The sequence below is a fragment of the Novosphingobium sp. HNCC26BN242 genome (genome assembly GCF_057180525.1).
Genome location: NZ_JBXUGM010000001.1, coordinates 941,461 through 962,904 on the forward strand (window position 1 = coordinate 941,461; position 21,444 = coordinate 962,904).

Consider the following 21,444-nt stretch of genomic DNA (forward strand, 5'->3'; position numbering starts at 1 on the left):
GGGGTCCCTCTTGGGCGGCACAACCCAAGCCTGAAGTGGGGCCTGACAGTTTGTCTCAGGACTGTGTAAACAGTGTAAACCCCTTCAGCTTTCGCTTGCGAAACCTGAACGGCCGCGCAAAAGGGCGGGCACTATGACCGACCTTATCCAAACCGCCGCCCAAACCTCGAAGGCATGGCCTTTCGAAGAAGCCCGCAAGCTCATCAAGCGCTTCCCGGGCGGCAAACGCGATGCTTCTGGCGAACTGGTCCCCGTACTGTTCGAAACGGGATACGGCCCCTCGGGTCTGCCGCACATCGGCACCTTCCAGGAAGTGCTGCGCACCACGCTCGTGCGCCGCGCCTATGAAGTGCTGACTGGGGGGCATCCGACGCGCCTTATCGCCTTTTCGGATGACATGGACGGCTTGCGCAAAGTGCCCGACAACGTGCCCAACAAGGCGCTGCTCGATGCACATCTGGGCCATCCGCTCAGCCGCATCCCCGATCCATTCGAGAAGTTTGAAAGTTTCGCCCACCACAACAACGCGATGCTGCGCGATTTCCTTGATCGCTTCGGCTTCGATTACGAATTCGTCTCGGCGTCGGACCGCTACAACGCCGGCGGTTTCGATGATGCGCTGAAGAACGTGCTGCGCAACTGGCAGGCGATCATGGACATCATGCTGCCAACCTTGCGTGAAGAGCGCCGCAAGACCTACTCGCCGGTCCTGCCCGTCTCGCCCACCACCGGCGAAGTGCTGCAAGGCGCGGTTGAAGTGGTGGATGCCGAAGCCGGGATCGTTCGCTTCGCTGACAGCAACGGCGAGAGTGTAGAACACACCGTTCTCGGCGGCTGGTCCAAGCTGCAGTGGAAGGTCGATTGGGCGATGCGCTGGGTCGCGCTGGGCGTCGATTACGAAATGTGCGGCAAGGACCTGACCGATAGCGTCACGCAATCGGGCAAGATCGCTCGCGTGCTTGGCGGGCACCGTCCCGAAGGCCTGATCTACGAACTCTTCCTGGACGAGAAGGGCGAAAAGATCTCCAAGTCCAAGGGCAACGGCCTGACCATCGAACAGTGGCTCGATTATGGCAGCGAGGAATCGCTGGGCTTCTACCTGTTCCGCGAACCCAAGAGCGCCAAGTCGCTCCACGTCGGCATCATCCCCCGCGCGGTGGATGAATATTGGCAGTTCCGCGAAAAGCTGCCCACGCAGCCAGTTGAACAGCAGCTTGGCAATCCGGTGTGGCACTTGCTGCGTACCACCGCCTATCAGGGCGGCGAGGGGGACAAGCTGGCTGTCACTTACGGCCTCCTGCTTAACCTTGTCGGCGTGCTTGGCGCGCAGGCCACGCGTGAACAGGTCTGGTCCTACCTCGCCAACTATGTCGAGAACGCAGACCCGGCGGCGCACCCCGCGCTCGATACGCTGGTCACCTGCGCTCTTGCCTACAACCGCGATTTCATCGCCCCCACACTCCAGCGCCGCAAGCCGGAGGCGGGCGAGGCGCTCGCACTGGCAGCGCTCGACGAGGAACTGGCCGGAACGTCAGACGATGCCACGGCAGAGGAACTACAGAACATCGTCTACGAGATCGGCAAGGATCCGCACTACGGCTTCGAGACCCTGCGCGATTGGTTCAAGTGCCTTTACGAGACGCTGCTAGGTTCCAGCGCCGGACCGCGCATGGGCAGCTTCATCGCACTCTATGGTGTTGAGAACACGCGCAAACTGATTGCTGAATCGCTGGACAGCTAACAAGGGCTTTCATCGCCCCTGTTCAAGCCGGTCCAGCCGGCTTTCGATCCGCCCGAGCGTTTCGAGAATCTGCAATTGCTCGTCGTGCGTAAAGGCATCGCGGTCTTCGTTGAGACGATCGATCAGGCGCACGACGATCATCGGTGCAATCAGGAAGATCGAGATGTGCATCAGCGAAACCGCCACGATCTGCCCCGGGCCGGTCTTGGGGGAGATATCGCCATATCCGGTCGAGGTCGCCGTCGTCGCCGCCCAGTATAGCCCGGTCAAGAAATCGATCCCCTCGAACCGGGACAGCAGCGCTGCCGAGATAACCAGCATAAGAGCATAGATCATCACGAGTTCAATGAACGTGTCGGTCGCGGCGCGCAGTTTCTTCATGCTTCCTCCATGATCACGTGAGGGACAAAACGAGCGCGGTTGCCGGTGATCAGGCCATCTTCGCGGATGCCCAATCCGGCAGCCTCGCCCGCTACGATCCAGCTGCCCAGCACCGGGTAGCCGTGGCCGAAATCCTTGAGCGGATAGCGCTGCTGGAACACCACGCGGCTGGCGTCATACTTGCCATCGGACCGCGCTAGCACTTCGCCGTGGGAGACGACCTCGATATTCGCGCCCTCACGCGCCAGCACGGGCTTGGCCACATAATCTGGTCCAACCGCACCGGGGACGAACGAGGCGGGGAGCAGGTTCGGGTGATCGGGGAACAGGTCCCACAACACCGCCAGTACAGCCTTGTTGCTCCACAACATTTTCCACACCGGCTCCAGCCACACGGTGTCATGGATGTGCGGCAGGATGCTTGCGCCAAATTCTTCTGCCGCCAGCCATTCCCACGGGTAAAGCTTGAACAGCGCGGTGATCAGCCAATCGTCCTGATCCAGAATGCGACCCTGTGCGTCGATACCGATCTGGTCGATCAGCAGGCCGAATGTCTCAAGCCCCGCTTGCCCTGCCAGATCGCGCAAGTAGGTGGTGGTCATCGTGTCTTCATGCGCGTCATCAGCAACGTGCGTGAACCACACCCGCCGCCCCGGCAGCGTTCCTGAAATCGCCTGCCAGCGCGCCTGCAGCTTTTCATGAAGACTGTTGAGCTGGTCGGCCTGCGGAAAGACGTCCTCTTTCCAGAACCACTGGATAATCGACGTTTCGAGCAGCGAGGTGGGCGTATCGCAGTTGTATTCCAGCAGCTTGGGCGCGCCCGTGCCATCCCACGCAAAATCGAACCGCCCGAAATCGAGCGCGACTGCCTGCCGCTTCCACGCCTCGCGCACCGCGCCATGCCATGCCAGCGGAATCCCGCAGGACGACATCAGTATATCGTCGCGTACAATAACTTCGGCGGCCTCGACATAAAGCCTGTGGACGGTCTCGGTCGCCTCCTCGATTGCTTCGATCTGCGCCATCGAGAACACATAGGCCGCGCTCTCGTCCCAGTAGGGCCCGTCGGCGTCACTGTGCCAGAGCAACCCCAGGTCGGCGACCTTTGCCTGCCAATCAGCGCGTGGTGTCAGCGTCTTGCGCTGCACGGATCAGGACCAGCTACCGCCGAACGACTTGCCGCTGGACCCGAACCCGCCGCGTGAAACGGGCTTGCTGCGCGTCATGTTCGCGCCCGCCGGGGCTGCAGCATATGTTGCACCCTTGGTCGGAAAATAGCTGCCTTTGTAACCATAACTCGGATCGCGCACGGGATCGCCAAAATAGGGAACCCGATTGCCACGCCCGACATAATACCAGAAAAACGAACTGCCGAGCCTGCCGCCCCGCGGGCTACGGCAGTTCTCATCGGGAATACGGCGCCCTTCCTGATCGACGCAGACGGCGGTATCGCGGTCGGCCACCACGCCATCGTCCCAGTCGTTACTGCTCGAACAGCCTGCGAGCGTTGCAGCCATTGCCGTGGTCAGCACGAGTTGTTTCTTCATGACAATTCCTTCCGCGCAGGCGTTCAGGGCACCATGCAGGCGGCTTGCAGCACACCAGTGCCGATCCCGATCCCGCCGACGAAAATGCCCGAGGCGATGCAGCCTTCGTCGATCTTTGCAGAGACTTCGCGGAACAGCAGGCGGGCGATCACCACGAACACCAGCAATTGTACGACGGTGGCCACCGCGCCCCACATCAGCACATCGGCAAGGCTGACCGAATTGGCGGTAACAACCGCGACCGGTATCGCAAATCCGATAAATGTGCCGACCAGTTGCGTAGCGGCGGCGGCATTGCCCTGACGGATGAGAACGAATTCGGGATGCGGGGTGAAGCGTGAGTAGAGGAACAGGAAGATCACGGCGAGTGCGATAACCGTTCCAAAATATGCAAGAAAATGTGGAAGCGCCGTAACAAAATACCCCAGCATTGCATTGCCCCCCAAATGGCATCAGCCCCGATAGAAACAGTAAAGCAGCGAGACGTTTCAGTTTCAAGCATGCAGGGATTAGCGGCTGGCCGAAATCCAGCTACGCACCTTGGATTCAAGCACCTGCATCGGCAAGGCCCCGCTGCCCAGCACCTGATCGTGAAACTGGCGGATATCGAACCGGCTGCCCAGCGCAGTTTCGGCTTCTTTACGCAACCGCTGGATCGTCAAAGCGCCAATCTTGTACGACAGCGCTTGCCCCGGAATGGCGATGTAGCGGTCCACCTCAGCCTCGGCATCGCTGCGGCCCATGCCCGAATTGCTCAGCATGTAGTCCACCGCCTGTTCCCGGCTCCAGCCCTTGGTATGCAACCCTGTATCGACCACCAGCCGCATCGCGCGCAGCATTTCGTCGTCCAGCGTGCCCCAGTGCTGCATCGGGTCCTTGTAGAACCCCATCTCGTACCCCAGCGTCTCGGCGTAGAGCGCCCAGCCTTCGATATAAGCGGTATTGCCGCCAAAGCGCTGGAAATCGGGAAGTGCCGTATTCTCTTGTGCTAGGCTGATCTGGAAGTGATGCCCCGGTGCACCTTCATGCAGGTAGAGCGTGGCAATCCCGGTCAGGAAGCGGCTTTTCAGATCATAGGTGTTGAAGAAGAACGTGCCCGGCAGCCTGCCATCGGGCGAACCTTGGGCATAGCTGCCCCCGGCTTCGAACTTGGCGCGATAGGACGGGTAGGGCTGGATCTGCAACGGGGTGCGCGGCAGATTGAGGAAGTAACGCGGCGCCAGCGCATCGACCTTGCGGCCAACTGCGCGATAGCCTTCGGCCAATTCGCTCTCCGTTTTCGGATGATAGCGCGGTTCGCTGCGGATGTGATCGAAAAACGCTGGGAGTGACCCTGTAAAGCCAAGGTCGCTTTTGACCTGCTGCATGTCACGCTGAATCCGCGCCACTTCCGCAAGGCCAAGATCATGCACGGCTGCCGGTTCGAGATCGAGCGTCGTATTGGCCCGCACCAGCTTGCGATAGAGCGCATCACCGCCCGGCAGCGCCGAAAGGCCGACGCTTTCACGCGCGGATGGCCGATAGTCTTCGGCAAGAAACCGGCGCAGGTTGCGATAGGCGGGGTAGATCGTTTGCTGTGTAACCTTGCGCAGTTCACTGCGCAGCCGCACGCGTTGTGCCTGCGCCATCCCTTGCGGAAAGCTGCGGGCAGGGGCCATGAAGGGGGATTGGTCCACCGGCTGTGCCAACAAGCCATCGATCTGCGCAATCATGTTGTCGACTGTCAGCCGGGGCTCGGTCAGGCCACTGGCCATGCCTTCGCGAAAACGGGCGATGGCCTGATCAAATACTGCGGGCAAAGCGCGGTGCCGGTCCAGTAACAGGGCAAAATCTGCGGAAGTTTCGAGCGTCAGGCCGCTTCCTGGCGACGAGATTTCCGGGTAGGCAACGTGGAAACCACCAAAATGGTTGAATGGCTGCACCTCGGTCAGCGCCAAGGTTTCGGGTGTCAGCAGCGCCTGCTCAGCCTGCTTGGCATCCATCATCACGGCCCGCGAAATGCGATGGCCATCATCGAGCATTGCCGGATCGATGGCAGCAAGATCTGTCAGTACCCTCAGGTTCGCCTCACGGCGTTCCAGCGCATGGCGCTTGGTAAACAGCATGCGAAACTGCTTTGCCGAAACCTGCTTGCCTTGCTGGATCGCGCCCAAAGGGTCTAGTTCAAGGCTCTGCCGGCTTTCAGCCGCAAACAGCCGATCAAGTGCTGCGTTCGCCGGAAGGCTTGGTGACGAAGGAACTGCAGGATTGGCCGCAATGCTCTGCGCCGTGCTGTTGCTACGCTCCACCCCCGAAGTAGCGACGGGCTGGGCCATGGCAAGTGCCAGCAGGGCAGGCCCCCAGAATTTGCGTGATGTCAGCACCATGGGCGTGCCCGATACCACTTGGTCAGCACGTATTTCACGCCTTTCACCACAGGCATGCCTGCATGCATCGCATCGGGGTTGGGAGTACCGTCAGACTTCATGTTGTTCCAGATCAGCAAGGCGCCGGGCTGCGGCGGAATGGAAAGGTCGATGCGGGTAAAATCGGTGGTACCGCCTTCTTCGACGGCATTCAGATAGGCCATAGCAGTCCAGCTACGCTGACCTCCACGTCTTTGTTCCGCTTCCCAAAAATGCTGTGACGGTAAAAAGTGATCATAGTGCCCGCGGAACTCCTGCCCCGGCTGGTAGCGCTGCCCCTGGATCGTTTCTCCGAACGCCGGATCAATGCCCAGCAGATCGTCGATGCGGCGCTGCAGCATGATGATGAACGGATCGGTCGGAGAGACATCGCCGCTGTAACTGGTGCGGCCGGTGGCATCGGTGCCCCGGTAGGTGGGCGATGGACGCGCCACGGCATCGACCATCGCCATCAAGCGGGTGCATTCGGCTTCGGTAAAGAACTTCGCCACACCATAGATTTCAAGGCTATCCACCGGCAGTCGATAGACGCCCGGATCCTGTTCCAGCCGACGCCTGACTATTTCTCCGACCTGTCGCAGCGCGGAGGAATTTGAAGAGTTTGAAGATTTGTTGCGAAAAATGACCATTGCGGAACTTTTCTGGGGCAAGCCGCATTCATGCGCAAGACCTGCCATTTAGTCCGATGTGGACGCTAAACAGAGATTTTCTCAAGCATTTGTCTTAGGGCTGGGTTAACCAATACCTGTATTCGCTTTTTCAAGCGGGCGCCGAACGATCAAGAATGGCGATGGTCTGCATCAAAGGAGTGCAGACTATCTGACCTTTATACGGGTTTGTCCGTATTGATCGGAAGCGGTCCGAAGGGAGTTTTGATTGGACGCTTTCACAGACCCGGAACTGGAAAACCTGAAACTGGCAGTGTCGTTATACACGTTACGCAGGAAGCGCGATGCAGCATCCGCAAGGCGTGGTTTGTTTGGAGAGCCAGGTTGGGACATTTTGCTGGATCTATATATTGCCGAAGGACGTCGTACCGAAGTTCAGGTGTCAAGCGTCTGTCTTGATGCTGGCGTACCTTCCACTACCATCCTGCGCTGGATTGCTCGGCTTGAACAAGATGGCCTGATCTACCGCATTGCCGACAATGCAGATGCGCGACGCCGCTATGTGCGTTTGACGCCAGAGGGCCAAAAACTCATGCGTGGAATTTTGCGTAGCGTGGCAGGAAGCCTTCGAGGTTGATTCTGAAATCTTGAAATTTATCAAGTGAACAGCCGGACCTTTGCAACCCGGATCTTTGCAACAAAGCCCCGTCGAGATTGCTCGGCGGGGCTTTGCTTGCGGTCACAGTCTTGCGGTTAATCCTACCAGAAGAAATTGTTGATCACGTCAACCACTTCGCCGGAGTAGATATCAATCAGCAGCACATCGTCCCAGTACCGCACCCAGCGGTAGGGGCCATAGGCCGCTGGTAAGCGATAAGCCCAAGGATCATTGATCCAGTAATTGTTGCCGTAGAACCCTGAATTGAGGAAGATCCCCACCGACAGGCGGCTATAGTTGTAGCCACGGAATGGCGAGACATAGCGCGGAAGGCGATAAATGCCTCGGTTCACCGCGCGATAGCGGCCCCAGTCATAGCGGTTGTCGCGTCGCCAATCATTGGACCAGCGGCGATAATCCCCCTGATAGGCGTTGCGGCCCCGGTTTCCCTGCCAGTTGTTCCCCTGCCAATTGTTGCCTCGCCAGTTGTTGCTGCTCCAGGAACTTCCGCGCGGGTTGTTGCCGTTCCAGTTGTCACGCCGACCATCATTGCGATCCCGATCCCGATAATCGCGGTTTCCATCCCGGTTCCAGTTCCGGTCGTCCGGCCGCCCATCACGATCACGCCCATCACGATCACGCCCGGTACGATCACCATTGTCCGCCCGGCCATCGTTGCCCCGCCAGCCGGGGGTTCCATCGTTGCGACCGGGATTGGTGCCATTCCATTGCCTGCCGTCCCAGCCTCTTTGTGGCGTGGTCCGTTGTGGAGGGGCCCGAGGTGGTGTCGGTTGGGTCGTGACTGTGCCATTCGCACCAGCCCCGCTTACCGGGCGCTGGCCGCCGTTCCAACTCCCGCCGTTCCAACCGGCGCGGCCATCACCGTTCACGGTGCCGCCCCAACTGCCCGAAGACGGCCGTTCAGTGCGTGGCTGTTGTGGATCTTGGCGTTGGGCCTGCACTCTTGGCTGGGCCTGCACTTGTGGCCGGGCCTGAACTTGTGGCTGTTGCCGCCCGCTGAAATCGCCGCCACGATTGCGCGTGCCGCCATCGCTCCAGCTTGCGCCGCGGTTGCCGCCCATGGGGCCGCCCGCATTTCCGCCGCGATCTTCGCGCTGCGGTCGCTCACGCCTCTCCTGCGCGAAGGCTGATGGCGTGATGGCCGTGGTCACCATGGCAAAAGTGAGGATTGCCAGAGCGCTCTTGCTGAATACTGACTTGCCGGACATCGTTGCCGACCCTTTCCAGACTGTCGGCTGCAGAAGGGTCTGCTGCCTTGACCAGTTTGTAATATTCGATTCGCGCTGTCCACGGTATGAACCGACAGGCATGCCTTTTGTTCAGGTTTTGGCGGAGAAGTATGAATGAATCTGACGCTGGATGAAATTCTTGCTGACGCAGCAGAGCGTCTGTCCGAAGCCGCACGGAACCGGCGCCACGCCATGCATGCGCCTGTGGTGGGTACCGCCGATGGCGATTTGCGCATTATGGTACTGCGGGAGGCGACCGCGGATCTGGCGTGTTTGCGCTTCCACACCGATCTCCGCAGCGCCAAAATCAGCCTGATTGGCAAAGGTGCCCCTGTCTCTGTCCTGGCCTATGATCCCGATGCGCGTGTGCAATTGCGGATGCGCGGGGAAGGGCGGATCGAGCGTACAGGCCCCGTTGCCGATGCCGCATGGAGCAGGGCCGCAGCTTCAAGCCGCCGGTGTTATCTGGCTGAGACAGGCCCCGGCGGCGCGCTCGATGCCGCGGGTTCTGCTATTCCTGATGACTTGCTCCACCGCGCCCCGACCATCGACGAAACGCTTGCGGGCCGCGCCAATTTTGCGGTGCTGCTGATCGAAGTGCGCAGCCTCGATTGGCTGCAACTCACTCACGAAGGCGGCACGCGCGCGCGCTTTACGCGCCCGGATTCCACGGTGCCATGGCAGGGCGGCTGGGTCGCTCCATAGCGCAAGGCGGCGCGTGACAGAGAAAAACACCCCGCCAGCCACAAAGGCCAGCGGGGTGCCTAGAACACCAAATTGCTGTAAAATCAGCGCGTCAGTTTCTTATAGGCCAGCGCTGTGGGCCGGTCTGCAGCATCGCCCAGTCGGCGGCGCTTGTCTTCTTCATAGGCGGCAAAGTTGCCTTCAAACCATTCGACGTGGCTGTTGCCTTCGAAAGCCAGAATGTGCGTGGCCAGACGATCGAGGAAGAAGCGGTCGTGGCTGATAACTACGGCGCAACCAGCGAAGTTTTCAATGGCGTCTTCCAGCGCGCTCAGCGTTTCCACGTCGAGGTCGTTGGTCGGCTCGTCAAGCAGCAGCACGTTGCCGCCCAGCTTCAGCATCTTGGCCATGTGCACGCGGTTGCGTTCACCGCCTGAAAGCTTGCCGACGTTCTTCTGCTGGTCCGCGCCCTTGAAGTTGAACGCGCCGACATAGGCCCGGGTGGACATTTCCTGCTTGTTGACGGTCATGTAGTCCAGACCGTCGGAGATTTCCTGCCACACGTTGTTCTTGGGGTTCAGGTCATCACGGCTCTGATCGACATAGCCCAAGTGAACGGTGCTGCCGATTTCCACAGTGCCGCTGTCAGGCTGTTCCTTGCCGGTCAGGATCTTGAACAGCGTGGATTTGCCCGCGCCGTTGGGGCCAATGATGCCCACGATGCCTCCGGGTGGCAGCATAAACGAAAGGTCTTCGAACAACAGCTTGTCGCCATAGGCCTTGGTGATGTTCTTGACCTCGATCACCTTGCCGCCAAGGCGCTCGGGCACCTGGATGACGATCTGGGCCTTGCCGATGGGGCGGTTGTCCTGTGCGTTCTGCAGCTCCTCGAACTTGCGGATACGCGCCTTGCTCTTGGTCTGGCGGGCGGCTGGCGTCTGGCGGATCCATTCCAGTTCGCGGGTAAGGGCCTTCTTCTTGCCGCTCTCCTCGCGGTCTTCCTGTTCAAGGCGCTTGGCCTTCTTTTCGAGGTAGGTCGAATAGTTGCCTTCGTAAGGGAAGTACTTTCCACGGTCGAGTTCGAGAATCCAGCCCACCACATTGTCGAGGAAGTAGCGGTCGTGGGTGATCATCAGCACCGCGCCGGCATATTCCTTCAGATGGTTTTCCAGCCAGTTGACCGATTCTGCGTCAAGGTGGTTGGTCGGCTCGTCCAGCAGCAGGATCGAAGGCTTCTGGATGAGCAGACGGGTCAGCGCGATACGGCGCTTTTCCCCCCCCGAAAGGCTGTTCACAGGCCAATCGCCGGGCGGGCAGCGCAGCGCTTCCATCGCTATTTCAAGCTGGTTGTCGAGCGTCCAACCATCGACTGCGTCGATCTTGTCCTGAAGCTCGCTCATTTCCGCGCCCAGCGCATCAAAATCTGCGTCTTCCTCGGCCATTTCCATGCCGATCTGGTTGAACCGGTCGACCATGTCGGCAATGTCGCGCGCGCCGTCCTTGACGTTTTCGAGCACAGTCTTGCTCTCGTCGAGCTGCGGCTCCTGCTCAAGATAGCCGACCGTGATGTTCTCACCGGCCCAGGCTTCGCCGGTGTAGTCCTTGTCGATACCGGCCATGATCTTGATCAGCGTGGATTTACCCGCGCCGTTCGGCCCGACGATGCCGATCTTGGCACCTTGGTAGAATTGCAGGCTGATGTCGCTCAGCACAGGCTTCTGCGCGCCGGGGAAAGTCTTCGTCATGTTCTTCATGACGTAGGCATATTGGGCAGCCATGTCGGGTCCTTGGATGAATGGCGGAAAAAGAGGTTGGGCCGCCTCTACCGAACCGAACCCGCGCGGGCAAGCGGGGGCTGTGATTCAGGTGGCACCAAGCAGTGGCGCCAAACAAGGGTGATGCGCGGGGCTTGGCAGGGGAAGGGTGGGGCGATAGCACCGACGTATGAGAAACTTGTCCCACGCCGCCACGCTCACCGCCGCTCTCCTTGCCACTGCTGCTCGTGCCGAAGATCCCAAGGGCGATGTCGCGTGGGACATTCTCGCAGGCCTTACCAGCGAAGTCGGCCCGCGTATGCCCGGCAGCGAGGCTGAGGCCCGCGCGCGGGTCTGGGCCAATGCTCGGCTGAAAGCGCTGGGGTTCAGCAACGTTACGGTCGAACCCTTCACCATTCGCGGCTACGTGCGCGGGCGCGACGAGGCGAGCCTGATCTCGCCGATCCCCTACAAGCTGGCCGTTACCGCATTGGGTTACAGCGGCACCACGCCAGACAAGGGCGTAGAAGCCGAAGTCGCCTATTTCCCTACGCTCGATGCGCTAAAAGCAGCTCCGGCAGGATCGCTCATCGGCAAAATCGCCTTCATCGACCACGCGATGAAGCGCGCGCAGGACGGCAGCGGTTATGGACCGTACGGTGCGGTGCGCCGCCAAGGCCCTGCCATCGCTGCGGGCAAGGGCGCACTGGCCACCGTGATCCGCTCTATCGGTACAGACAATCACCGCAATCCACACACCGGCGGCACTACGTTCCCGGATGGCGTCAAGCCCATCCCCGCAGGCGCCGTATCGAACCCCGATGCCGATCTGATCGCGCGGATCGCCCGCAGCGGAAAGCCGATGCGCCTGAACCTGACACTCACGGGAAAGACCACCGAAGGCCTGCCATCGGGCAATGTCTTTGCCGATCTGCCGGGCCGCGATCCGTTATTGCCTGCCATTTTGCTGGGCTGCCATCTCGACAGCTGGGATCTGGGTACCGGCGCGATTGATGATGCCGCAGGTTGCGCCATTATCACCGCCGCCGCCCTGAAAGCGCAGGAAGGTGGCAAGCCCCTGCGGACGATCCGCGTGTTGTGGGCAGGGTCAGAGGAACTTGGCGGGTTTGGTGGCCAGGATTATGCGGCCAAGCACGCTGAACCCCACGCACTGGCCATGGAAAGCGATTTTGGCGCAGGCAAGGTGTGGCGCGTGACGTTCAGCTTGGCCGATGCGAACAAGGCCCTGTCAGACCGCATCGCCACGGCCCTGTCCCCCATGGGCATCGTGCACGGACCGGGTAAAGCCAATGGCGGGACCGACATCAGGCCGATCATTGTTAAGCAGAAGCTGGCCGTGGTTGATCTCGATCAGGATGGCACGCACTACTTCGATCTGCATCACACCCCTGATGATACGCTGGACAAAGTCGATCCGGCAGAACTGGTGCAGAACGTGGCCGCATGGACCGAAGTCCTGAAAATCATCGCGAACGAGGCCGGGCCGATTGCTGCGGTAGAGTAGCTTTTTCCGCAAAGCTTCGGCTCTGCCAATGTCATTCCTGCACAGGCGGGAATGATGAAGGTTTGGTTGCCTATCGCAGGTTTTGGGTGAGCGCGATGCCACCTGCACAAGCTCGGCCTAATCCGCGTCCTCGGCGAACTCTACCACCGTCGTGACGCCCTTGCTGCCGTCGATCACCAATTCCCCGCCCAATTGCGAGACGAAGCCTTTCATGATCGTGGTGCCAAGGCCGCGATGACGGGGCGGTTCGTTGGCATGGGCCGGGTCCAGCCCTCTGCCATTGTCGGCTATGGTCAGGCGCAAACGGCTATTGCCCACCCGGTCAAGCGTCAGCCGTACTTCGCCGGGCGTGCCGTCATCAAATGCGTGCTTGAGCGAATTGTTGATGACTTCGGTCACCAACAGCATCAGCGTCATCATGCGGTCAACTGCAATCCGGGCGTCAACCGCATTGACCAGGATTGTCACATGGCGAGCGGCGGCTACTTCCTGAGCGTGGCTTACAACGTCGCTGATCTGATCGGGCAAGGCGCGAGTTCGCGCGGCGGGATCGTACAACTGCCGATGGACGCGGCCCATAAGCTCGATCCGGTTGTCGGCGCTTTCCAGAAGGCGAGCAGCAGAAGCGGGATCGCGCTCGATCTGTCGGCGCTGCAGGCGCAGCATTGATGAAACCGATGCCAGGTTGTTGGCCACGCGGTGTTGCAGTTCCTTGAACAGCAGCGTTTGTTGATCTGCCATCGACGCCAGCCTGAGCTGGCTTTCTTCCAACCGCGCTTGCCTTTGTTGCAGCCCGTCGATCAGCAAAACGTCCACCACCACCACGGCTGTGAAGAACAACAAGGCAGTGGCCACCGGAGCGTCCAGCGCGAAGCTTTTGAACGGCGGTATGAAATAGTACCACGACGCCAGCAGGCTGATGATTCCACAAACTGCGCCAGGACCGCGCCCGCCCAGAAAAGCAGCAACAATGACAGCGGGAAAAAACGTCAGAAACGGAAAGCCGGGCGGCAGTAGATGATCTACTGCATGGCGCACGACTATGGCTGCAACGGCAAACGCGATTGCCAGCGAATAAGCTGTAAGCCTCCGCCTGACGGGTTTGAAAAGGGTGCGCAAGGCCTGTCGCATGTCTGAAAGAGGAGGTGGCAGCAAGATTATGACTTGGCAATGTCATTAGCTAAAAGCCCGCTGAAATATTCAGCGGGCTTTTAGCTATAGAACTCATGCCGGATTAAGATTTGCAGTTCAGATGCGCTCAATAATGATCGCAGGGGCCATGCCGCCAGCAGCGCACATCGTGACAAGGCCGTATTTGCCGCCAGACCGTTCCAACTCGTCCAGCGCCGTGCCGATCAGGATCGAACCCGTTGCCCCGATGGGATGGCCCAGTGCCATCGCGCCGCCATTGATGTTCACTTTGGCGCGGTCCAGATCAAGGTCGCGGATAAACTTTTCAGCCACCACGGCAAAGGCTTCGTTGATCTCCCAAACGTCGATATCGTCCTTGGTCAGGCCCGCTTTGGCCAGAACCTTCTTTGCCGCTGGCACTGGCGCGTTGAGCATCAGCGTAGGGTCATCGCCCTGATTGGCATAGGCAACGATGCGCGCGCGCGGCTTCAACCCGTGCTTTTCGGCGTAGGCGGGCGACACGATCAGCAGCGCTGCTGCGCCATCGACCACACCCGAGGAATTGCCCGCATGGTGGAAGTGCTGGATTTCCACATCGGGATAGCGCCGGTTGATCTGCTTGCGGAACGTGGTGCCGCCAAGGTCAAAGTCGGCCAGCCCGGCAAAGCTGGGCTTCAATGCGGCAAGGCCTTCTGCCGTGGTTTCTGGGCGGGGAAATTCTTCACGGTCCAGCGCGACCGAGCCGTCCTCGTTCAGCACCGGCACCACCGATTTGGCAAAGCGGCCTTCCTTGATCGCCACATCGGCGCGCTGCTGGCTGACGAGTGCCAGCCCGTCCAACGCCTCGCGGCTGATGCCTTCGATGGTGGCGATGGCATCGCCGCACACGCCCTGGTGCGATTGCGGATGCAGCGCATCAAGCGCCATGTTGCCCGAACCCATGCCCATCGGCTTGATCCCGGCATTGGCCTGTTCGGCGCCATGCGCGATGGTAAAGCTCATCATCTCGGTCCCGCCTGCAATCACGCAGTCTTCCATGCCCGACATGACCGAGGCGCAAGCCAGGTTCACCGAGGTGATCCCGCCGCCGCAGAACCGGTCAAGCGTGGTGCCTGAGGCGGAAATGTCATAGCCTGCGGCCAGCGCCGCCATGCGGCCCAGATCGCCGCCCTGCTTGCCGTACTGCGAAGAGGTGGACCAGATGATGTCGTCCACCGTTGCCGTATCCAGATTGTTGCGATCTTTCAGTGCCTTGAGCACGGTGGCGGCCAGATGCTGCGGGTGCAGGTGTGATAGCGCGCCCTTGCCGGGCTTGCCCACCCCGCGCGGGGTGCGAACGGCATCGATGATATAGGCTTCAGGCATGGCTGGCTCTCCGGCTGGTTCTGTTTAACCGTTCGATTAACAAAGCCTGCCCGCTGGTGCAAGCCCTATCCCAAAGGGTCGACAGGTGCGCTGCAACGTGCCAGCCTTGGGCATATCCCTGATAGCGAGGCTCCATGTTCCATCACGAACTGCTTGAACAGGCGCGCGGCCATGCCGATGCCATCATCGCGCTGCGCCGCGCGATCCACGCAGAACCGGAGCTTGGCCTGCATACGCCAAAAACGCGCGACAAAGTTCGCGCCGCGCTCGCCCATCTGCCGCTGGAATGGCGCGAGGGACCATCGACCACGGGCCTTGTCGCCACGCTCAAAGGGAAGGCCGGGTCCGGCCGCCGCGTTCTCCTGCGCGGCGATATGGACGCGCTGCCGATGACCGAGCAGACCGGCCTCGAATTTTCCTCCACCATCCCCGGCGCGATGCACGCCTGCGGCCACGATACGCACACCGCGATGCTGGCAGGCGCGGCTGAGGTACTCTGCGCCCGCGCCGATAGTCTGGCGGGCGAGGTGCAATTCATGTTCCAGCCGGGCGAGGAAGGCTTCCACGGCGCGCGCTTCATGCTCGATGACGGGCTGATCGATCCGCTGCCCGATGCCGCCTTTGCCCTGCACATCATGCCCAACAGCCCGCACGGCCTCGTTGCGGGCCGCACCGGTGCGCTGCTGGCCTCGGCCGACCAGTTCGACATCGTGGTTGAAGGCCGTGGCGGCCACGCCTCGATGCCGCACGACGCGCTCGATCCAGTGCCGGTGGCTTGCGAGATCGTCACCGCGCTGCAGGCGCTAGTCACACGCAAATTCCCGGTCAGCGATCCGGTGGTCGCCACGGTGGCGAAGATCGAGGCAGGCACCGCACACAATGTCATAGCCGATCGCGTCTCCATGCGCGGTACGCTGCGCACGCTCTCGCCCGCAAACCGCGCGCGCCTTCGCGAAGTGCTGGAACAAGCCGCCACGCACATTGCGCAGGCGCACGGCATGACCGCCACAGTCACGATAACCCCCGGCTTCCCGGTCACCGTCTGCGATGCCCGCGCGGTCGATCTGGGCGAACAGGTGGTGCGCGCGATAAGCGGCGAACACGGCTTCCACCGCCTCGACGCGCCGATCATGGGCGCCGAAGACTTCTCCTACGTGCTCGATAAAGTCCCCGGTGCGATGTTTTTCCTTGGCGTTGCGCATGAGGGCGTGGATTGGCGTTCGTGCTGTTCAATCCATTCCACGCGGATGATGGTCGATGAATCGGTCCTGCCGCTCGGCACCGCCGTTTTGGCTGGGTGCGCCGAACAGTTCCTCGCAAAGGGTTTTGCATGACCGAAGCTATCTGGTGGAAGGGCGAAATGCCCTCGATTGAACGGCTTACCCAGTTGGGCAGCACATCGATGCCCGCGCATCTGGGCATTGAATTCGTCGATTGCGGGCCGGACTGGATCCGGGCGCGCATGCCGGTTGATCACCGCACGCACCAGCCGTTCGGCAGGCTCCATGGCGGTGCGTCGGTGGCGCTGGCTGAAACCATCGGTTCGATGGCCGGCGCCATGGTGGTAGATCCCGAAAAGTTCGTGGGCGTCGGCATGGAGATCAACGCCAATCACTTGCGCCCGGTGCGCGATGGTTGGGTCTATGCCACGGCCCGGCCCGAAGCGCTGGGCCGCACCACGCACGTCTGGTCGATCCGCATTGAGGACGAGGCGGGCAAGCTCGTGTGCATTTCGCGATTCACGTTTGCCGTGATCCCGCTGGAGCGAAAATAGCTGTGATTTTCATCACTTTCTGTGGAACCAAGCGCTAGGACCGGCATTTCGGTGGCAGGTGCCATTGATATGACCAGAAACATTCCCGATCCAGCTCCCTCCACAGGGTTAAGCGCTTCGCCGGGGCCAACCGATGCACCCTTTGCGGGCATCACCGGCGATGGCGTGGCAAGAGTGCAGTTCGCACAGGCCATGGCACAGACTCATTTGGCGATTTGCCTTTGCGATCCGCATCAGGATGATCTGCCGGTGGTCTTTGCCAATCGCGCATTCCTGAAACTGACAGGTTATGAAGAGCACGAAGTGATCGGCCGCAACTGCCGTTTCCTTCAGGGGCCGAAGACGGACCCTGAAACCGTCAGGCGCATCCGTCAGAGCCTCGAAAATCAAGAAGTGCTGGTCGTCGAGGTGTTCAATTACCGCAAGGACGGCTCTTCGTTCTGGAATGCGCTTCACGTTGGTCCGGTCTATGATGAACAAGGCCACCTGATCTACTTCCTCGGCAGCCAGTGGGACGTGTCCGATGTTCGGGCAGCGCGCGCTGATGAGCGCCATGCCCGCGAAATGGCGCGCGAACTTTCGCACCGCATGAAAAACATGTTTGCGGTGATCGGCGGTATCGTCAACTTCACCGGCCGCGTGCGCGGGATCGAAACCGAAGCGCGTGAAATCAATGACCGCATTCAGGCTCTTGGCCGCGCCTACGAAACCACGCTCGATGATTCACAGCGCGGCACTGTCGAGGTGGGGCAGGCGATCCGCGCTGTGCTGGCCCCCTATGATCCCGATGGCACCCGCATTCGGTTTGATGGCAATGGCCTCCGCTCCGATTTTGCCTCTGTCTCGGTCCTCGGCCTTGCCTTGCACGAACTGGCCGTCAGCGCCATGCACCGAGGCGTTCTGGCGGGCGAAGGCGGCTTCGTGACCGTGGCATGGCAGCGCAACATCGCCGAACAAGGCCCTGCAATCCGTATCGACTGGTCCGAACATGGCGGTTCCGGGCTGGATCATGCCAATGGCCAGACATCACCGGGCACAGCGCTATCGGGCAACGACGGGATCGTGGATCGCATGCTCGATATGGCGCGCGGCGGAATAATCAGGGAGTGGCGCAGTGATGGCTTTCACGCCGCGCTCACCATCCCCTTGCGGGAGCACACCGATTGACCACTATCCAGCTTCCCTCAGGCGAGCCGTGCCGCGTGCTGGTGCTTGATGACGAACCCCTGATCTTGCTGGATCTGGAGTTCGCGCTGGAAGATGCCGGTTGCAAGCCGCTGACTGCGCTCGATCTGATCGAAGCGCTGGCGATCGTTCGCAACAATCCTATTTCTGCGGCCATTCTCGACGTCTCGCTTGGCCAAGGGCAAACCTGCGAACAGGTTGCCCGCGCTCTGGCCGGAATGGGCGTGCCCTATGTGTTGCACACCGGCGATCTTGATCGGATGGACGAAGGCGTGCGCAATCTTGGGGGCACGCTGGTGCCCAAACCCACCCCGGCAGCGGTCGTCGTGGCGCGCGCGCTCGAACCTTTGGCCATTCGTCAGGACTGAGCGCTTGCGCCGCCCCAAGGCATCGCGCAGTGTTTGCCCCATGACCTTTGCAGCCCAGCCTCGCGTGCTTTCCACCACCGGCATTCACAACTTTCGCGATTACGGCGGATATGCGGCGCGCACCGGGCATCTGCGCGCAGGCATGCTCTGGCGCTCGGGCCAGCACAGCGAGGCTACCGAACACGACCTTGCCCAGGTCCACGACCTTGGCATCGCCACCGTGATCGATCTGCGCGGCGATAGTGAGCGGCGGGGCAATCCGTGTTTGCGCCACCCGGAATTTTCAGGCGAGGTCGTGTTTCATCCGGGCGAGACCGCCACGGCAGCAGGTGGCGCAAATGGCCTTGCCGCCCATGAAGAAGCGGCACGCGACGTGCGCACCGTGGCTGACGCGCGCCTTGCCATGAACCGGCTTTATGAAACGCTTCCGTTCCGCCCCGTGCTGGTCGGTACGTACCGCCTGTATTTCAAAGCCTTGGCAGAGCGTCCCAGCCCCAGCCTGCTGCACTGTCTGGCGGGCAAGGACCGCACTGGCGTTGCCGCCGCGCTCGTCCACGATCTGCTGGGTGTCCACCACGATGATCTCATGGCCGATTACCTGCTGACCAATACCGCCGGCAACGCCGAAGCCCGCATCGAAGCCGGTGCGCGCCATGTGCGCGAAGGCTTTGGCAGACACATAGAGGAGGCCGCCGTGCGGGTGATCATGGGGGTGGAGGCGCAGTTCCTTGACACCGCCTTTGCCGCCATCCGGCAACGCCACGGCACCACCCAAAGCTATGCAGCGCAAGTGCTTGGCGTCACCCCCGACATACTGCAAACGATCGAGCGTAATCTGGTCGAGGCCTGATCGCGCCTCAGGCCGCGCTTACATAAGCATCGAGCCGCGCCACCATCGCCGCCTTGTCAGCCTCGGGCAGCCATGCCGATTCAAACCCGTTGCGCGCAATCGTGATCAGGTCTTCGCGGGTCAGGGCGCTACGCTCAGCCGCGCGGATCAGCACATCGTCCATATATTCGCTGCCCATATAGGCCGGATCGTCTGACGAAATCGTCACGTTCAGCCCGGCGTCCAGCATCGCCCGCACCACATCGACTGGCACCTCTTCTGTTCGCCGCAGCGTGCCCGAAAAGGTCGGGCAGACGGTGAAATAGAGGCCGCGCTCCTTGGCTATCGCCACCAGTTCGGGCGATTGCACGATGTTCCCGCCATGATCGATCCGGTCCAGCACCAGATCGGTCAGCACCGTGCGCAGGTTCTGCAAAGTATCTATCTGGTCGACATCGCAATGCGCCGTGACTTTCAGCCCATGCGCGCGCGCTTTGGCAAAGTGTTCGCGGAACTTCTCGGGCGGATTGCCCGCCTCATCGCTGTCCAGCCCCACACCCACCAGATCGGCCTTGAACGGCAGCGCCGCATCCAGCGCTTCCATCGCGCTTTCCGCTGAAAGATCGCGCACAAAACACAGGATCAGTTGCGACCGGATGCCAAGCGCCTTTTCGGCATCATGCCGCGCCCGCGTGATTCCGCCAATCACATCGGCCATCGCCACCCCGCGCTTCAGATGCTCCTGCGGATCAAAGAACATCTCGGTATAGATCACGTTCTGCGATGCCGCCTTGGCCAGATAGGCATAAGTCAGATCATAGAAATCCGGCTCCTTCTGAAGCACCTTCATCCCGTCGTAATAGATCGCCAGAAAGCTTGGCAGGTCATGATAGACATAGCTCGCCTTCATCGCCGCCACATCGGCAAAGGGCAGATCCATGCCGTTGCGCTTGGCCAGTGCAAACTTCATTTCCGCTTCCAGCGTGCCTTCCAGATGCACGTGGTTCTCGCTCTTGGGTATGCCCCGGATGAAGTCAGTCAGATCCATGATGTGCGCCCTTTGCCAAACGTCCGCGCTTGTCAGGCGATCAGGGCGCCGCTGTCAAAATCCTTTTGCGCAACGCTCTGTCGGCAAAATGCGCGCAGGGGTGCTGCAAAGAAAAACTCTCCCGAACTTGCGGATAAAGCCCTTTGGGCGGACTCGCTTTTCCGCCTCGCGCTGCCTATCTCGCAAGACAATTGGAGGATTTTCCGAATGTCGACCACGCACAAGACCCGCATGCTCATCATCGGCTCCGGCCCGGCTGGCCTTTCCGCCGCGATCTATGGCGCGCGCGCAGGCATGCAGCCGATTGTGGTGCAGGGGCTTCAGCCCGGCGGCCAGCTGACCATCACCACCGATGTCGAAAACTACCCCGGCTTCCGCGATGTGGTGCAGGGGCCGTGGCTGATGCAGGAAATGCAGGCCCAGGCCGAACACGTCGGCACGCGCATGATGTGGGACACGATCCTCGAAGTCAGCATGGACGGCTCGCCGTTCCGCGCGATTGGCGACAGTGGCGATGTCTATGAAGGCGATGTGCTGGTCATTGCCACTGGCGCGCAGGCCAAATGGCTCGGCGTGCCCGGAGAGCAGGAGCTTTCGGGCAAGGGCGTATCGGCCTGCGCCACGTGCGACGGGTTCTTCTATCGCGGCAAGAAGGTCGTGGTGATCGGCGGCGGCAACACCGCAGTGGAAGAGGCGTTGTACCTCACCAACCACTCCACCGATGTGACCCTGATCCACCGGCGCGATACTTTGCGTGCCGAGAAGATCCTGCAGGACCGTCTCCACGCGCACCCGAACATCAAGGTGCTATGGAACCAGAAGGTTGACAGCTTCGTCAGCGAAGATGGCAAGGGCCTGACCGGCGTAAAGCTGATCGATACGGTTACCGGCGAGCAATCGCTTGAGCCCACCGACGGTGCCTTCGTCGCCATCGGCCATGCACCCGCCACCGAACTGTTCAAGAACGCGCTGGAACTGGACGAAAACGGCTACATCGTGGTCGAACCCGGCACACCCAAGACCGCGATCCCCGGCGTGTTCGCTTGCGGCGATGTGATGGACCATGTTTATCGTCAGGCTGTAACCGCTGCAGGCACCGGCTGCATGGCCGCACTCGATGCCGAACGCTTCCTTGCGGACCTGGATTACAAAGCCACCCAGACGGTCGCGGCGTAAACCGATACCTCCCCT

The 21,444-nt window shown here is 60.9% G+C and carries 21 protein-coding genes; 10 read left to right on the top strand and 11 right to left on the bottom strand.

Annotated features, from left to right (window positions below; genetic code table 11):
- Positions 1-133 precede the first annotated feature (133 nt).
- The gene (locus AC2A1F_RS04455; protein WP_484207541.1) at positions 134-1,741 is read left to right on the top strand and encodes a lysine--tRNA ligase; all 1,608 of its coding nucleotides are present in this window, start codon (positions 134-136) and stop codon (positions 1,739-1,741) included.
- Between the two features lie 9 nt (positions 1,742-1,750).
- Here AC2A1F_RS04455 and AC2A1F_RS04460 read toward each other — a convergent pair whose 3' ends face one another.
- From AC2A1F_RS04460 to AC2A1F_RS04485, 6 genes are all read right to left on the bottom strand, one after another.
- Positions 1,751-2,122, bottom strand: coding sequence for a potassium channel family protein (locus AC2A1F_RS04460; protein ID WP_484207542.1), 372 nt, complete (start codon positions 2,120-2,122; stop codon positions 1,751-1,753).
- Entirely contained in the window at positions 2,119-3,270 is a 1,152-nt protein-coding gene (locus AC2A1F_RS04465) for a glutathionylspermidine synthase family protein (protein WP_484207543.1), read from the bottom strand. Before AC2A1F_RS04465 ends, AC2A1F_RS04460 begins: the two co-directional genes overlap by 4 nt.
- Before the next feature lie 3 nt (positions 3,271-3,273).
- Positions 3,274-3,669 (bottom strand): hypothetical protein, encoded by a 396-nt coding sequence (locus tag AC2A1F_RS04470; RefSeq protein ID WP_484207544.1) that lies wholly within the window; start codon positions 3,667-3,669, stop codon positions 3,274-3,276.
- 23 nt (positions 3,670-3,692) lie between these two features.
- Entirely contained in the window at positions 3,693-4,100 is a 408-nt protein-coding gene (locus AC2A1F_RS04475; protein ID WP_484207545.1) for a DUF350 domain-containing protein, read from the bottom strand.
- A gap of 78 nt (positions 4,101-4,178) precedes the next feature.
- Positions 4,179-6,035, bottom strand: coding sequence for a DUF885 domain-containing protein (locus AC2A1F_RS04480; RefSeq protein ID WP_484207546.1), 1,857 nt, complete (start codon positions 6,033-6,035; stop codon positions 4,179-4,181).
- Positions 6,026-6,751 (bottom strand): prolyl hydroxylase family protein, encoded by a 726-nt coding sequence (locus tag AC2A1F_RS04485; RefSeq protein ID WP_484207547.1) that lies wholly within the window; start codon positions 6,749-6,751, stop codon positions 6,026-6,028. Before AC2A1F_RS04485 ends, AC2A1F_RS04480 begins: the two co-directional genes overlap by 10 nt.
- Positions 6,752-6,950: 199 nt before the next feature.
- On the opposite strand from AC2A1F_RS04485, the gene AC2A1F_RS04490 reads away from it, so the two are divergent.
- Positions 6,951-7,319, top strand: coding sequence for a winged helix DNA-binding protein (locus AC2A1F_RS04490; protein ID WP_484207548.1), 369 nt, complete (start codon positions 6,951-6,953; stop codon positions 7,317-7,319).
- Between the two features lie 122 nt (positions 7,320-7,441).
- On the opposite strand, the gene AC2A1F_RS04495 is transcribed toward AC2A1F_RS04490, so the two are convergent.
- Complete coding sequence (locus AC2A1F_RS04495) at positions 7,442-8,569, bottom strand: RcnB family protein (RefSeq protein WP_484207549.1); 1,128 nt, start codon at positions 8,567-8,569, stop codon at positions 7,442-7,444.
- Positions 8,570-8,704: 135 nt separating this feature from the next.
- On the opposite strand from AC2A1F_RS04495, the gene AC2A1F_RS04500 reads away from it, so the two are divergent.
- A complete protein-coding gene (locus AC2A1F_RS04500; protein ID WP_484207550.1) occupies positions 8,705-9,295 on the top strand; it encodes a flavin-binding protein in 591 nt (196 codons plus the stop codon).
- 83 nt (positions 9,296-9,378) lie between these two features.
- On the opposite strand, the gene ettA is transcribed toward AC2A1F_RS04500, so the two are convergent.
- Positions 9,379-11,052, bottom strand: coding sequence for an energy-dependent translational throttle protein EttA (ettA, locus tag AC2A1F_RS04505; RefSeq protein ID WP_484207551.1), 1,674 nt, complete (start codon positions 11,050-11,052; stop codon positions 9,379-9,381).
- A gap of 166 nt (positions 11,053-11,218) precedes the next feature.
- Between ettA and AC2A1F_RS04510 the strand changes: the two genes are divergently transcribed.
- The gene (locus AC2A1F_RS04510) at positions 11,219-12,553 is read left to right on the top strand and encodes a M28 family peptidase (RefSeq protein WP_484207552.1); all 1,335 of its coding nucleotides are present in this window, start codon (positions 11,219-11,221) and stop codon (positions 12,551-12,553) included.
- Between the two features lie 117 nt (positions 12,554-12,670).
- On the opposite strand, the gene AC2A1F_RS04515 is transcribed toward AC2A1F_RS04510, so the two are convergent.
- Together AC2A1F_RS04515 and AC2A1F_RS04520 are read right to left on the bottom strand one after the other, a co-directional pair.
- The gene (locus AC2A1F_RS04515; protein WP_484207553.1) at positions 12,671-13,672 is read right to left on the bottom strand and encodes a sensor histidine kinase; all 1,002 of its coding nucleotides are present in this window, start codon (positions 13,670-13,672) and stop codon (positions 12,671-12,673) included.
- Positions 13,673-13,801: 129 nt separating this feature from the next.
- A complete protein-coding gene (locus tag AC2A1F_RS04520; protein WP_484207554.1) occupies positions 13,802-15,049 on the bottom strand; it encodes an acetyl-CoA C-acetyltransferase in 1,248 nt (415 codons plus the stop codon).
- Positions 15,050-15,183: 134 nt separating this feature from the next.
- On the opposite strand from AC2A1F_RS04520, the gene AC2A1F_RS04525 reads away from it, so the two are divergent.
- The 5 genes from AC2A1F_RS04525 (at position 15,184) to AC2A1F_RS04545 (ending at position 19,226) form a co-directional block, all read left to right on the top strand.
- Positions 15,184-16,383 (top strand): M20 metallopeptidase family protein, encoded by a 1,200-nt coding sequence (locus tag AC2A1F_RS04525; protein ID WP_484207555.1) that lies wholly within the window; start codon positions 15,184-15,186, stop codon positions 16,381-16,383.
- On the top strand, positions 16,380-16,823 hold the full coding sequence (locus AC2A1F_RS04530) for a hotdog fold thioesterase (protein ID WP_484207556.1): 444 nt from the start codon (positions 16,380-16,382) through the stop codon (positions 16,821-16,823). Before AC2A1F_RS04525 ends, AC2A1F_RS04530 begins: the two co-directional genes overlap by 4 nt.
- Before the next feature lie 69 nt (positions 16,824-16,892).
- Positions 16,893-17,990 carry a PAS domain-containing protein gene (locus AC2A1F_RS04535; protein ID WP_484207557.1) on the top strand — a complete coding sequence of 366 codons (1,098 nt, stop codon included), beginning with the start codon at positions 16,893-16,895 and terminating at the stop codon, positions 17,988-17,990.
- On the top strand, positions 17,987-18,376 hold the full coding sequence (locus tag AC2A1F_RS04540; RefSeq protein WP_484207558.1) for a response regulator: 390 nt from the start codon (positions 17,987-17,989) through the stop codon (positions 18,374-18,376). The genes AC2A1F_RS04535 and AC2A1F_RS04540 overlap by 4 nt, the downstream gene beginning before the upstream one ends.
- 40 nt (positions 18,377-18,416) lie before the next feature.
- Entirely contained in the window at positions 18,417-19,226 is an 810-nt protein-coding gene (locus tag AC2A1F_RS04545; protein WP_484207559.1) for a tyrosine-protein phosphatase, read from the top strand.
- Positions 19,227-19,233: 7 nt separating this feature from the next.
- On the opposite strand, the gene add is transcribed toward AC2A1F_RS04545, so the two are convergent.
- Complete coding sequence (add, locus tag AC2A1F_RS04550) at positions 19,234-20,253, bottom strand: adenosine deaminase (RefSeq protein ID WP_484207560.1); 1,020 nt, start codon at positions 20,251-20,253, stop codon at positions 19,234-19,236.
- A 207-nt stretch (positions 20,254-20,460) separates the two neighbouring features.
- Between add and trxB the strand changes: the two genes are divergently transcribed.
- Positions 20,461-21,429 (top strand): thioredoxin-disulfide reductase, encoded by a 969-nt coding sequence (trxB, locus tag AC2A1F_RS04555; protein ID WP_484207561.1) that lies wholly within the window; start codon positions 20,461-20,463, stop codon positions 21,427-21,429.
- Positions 21,430-21,444 lie beyond the last annotated feature (15 nt).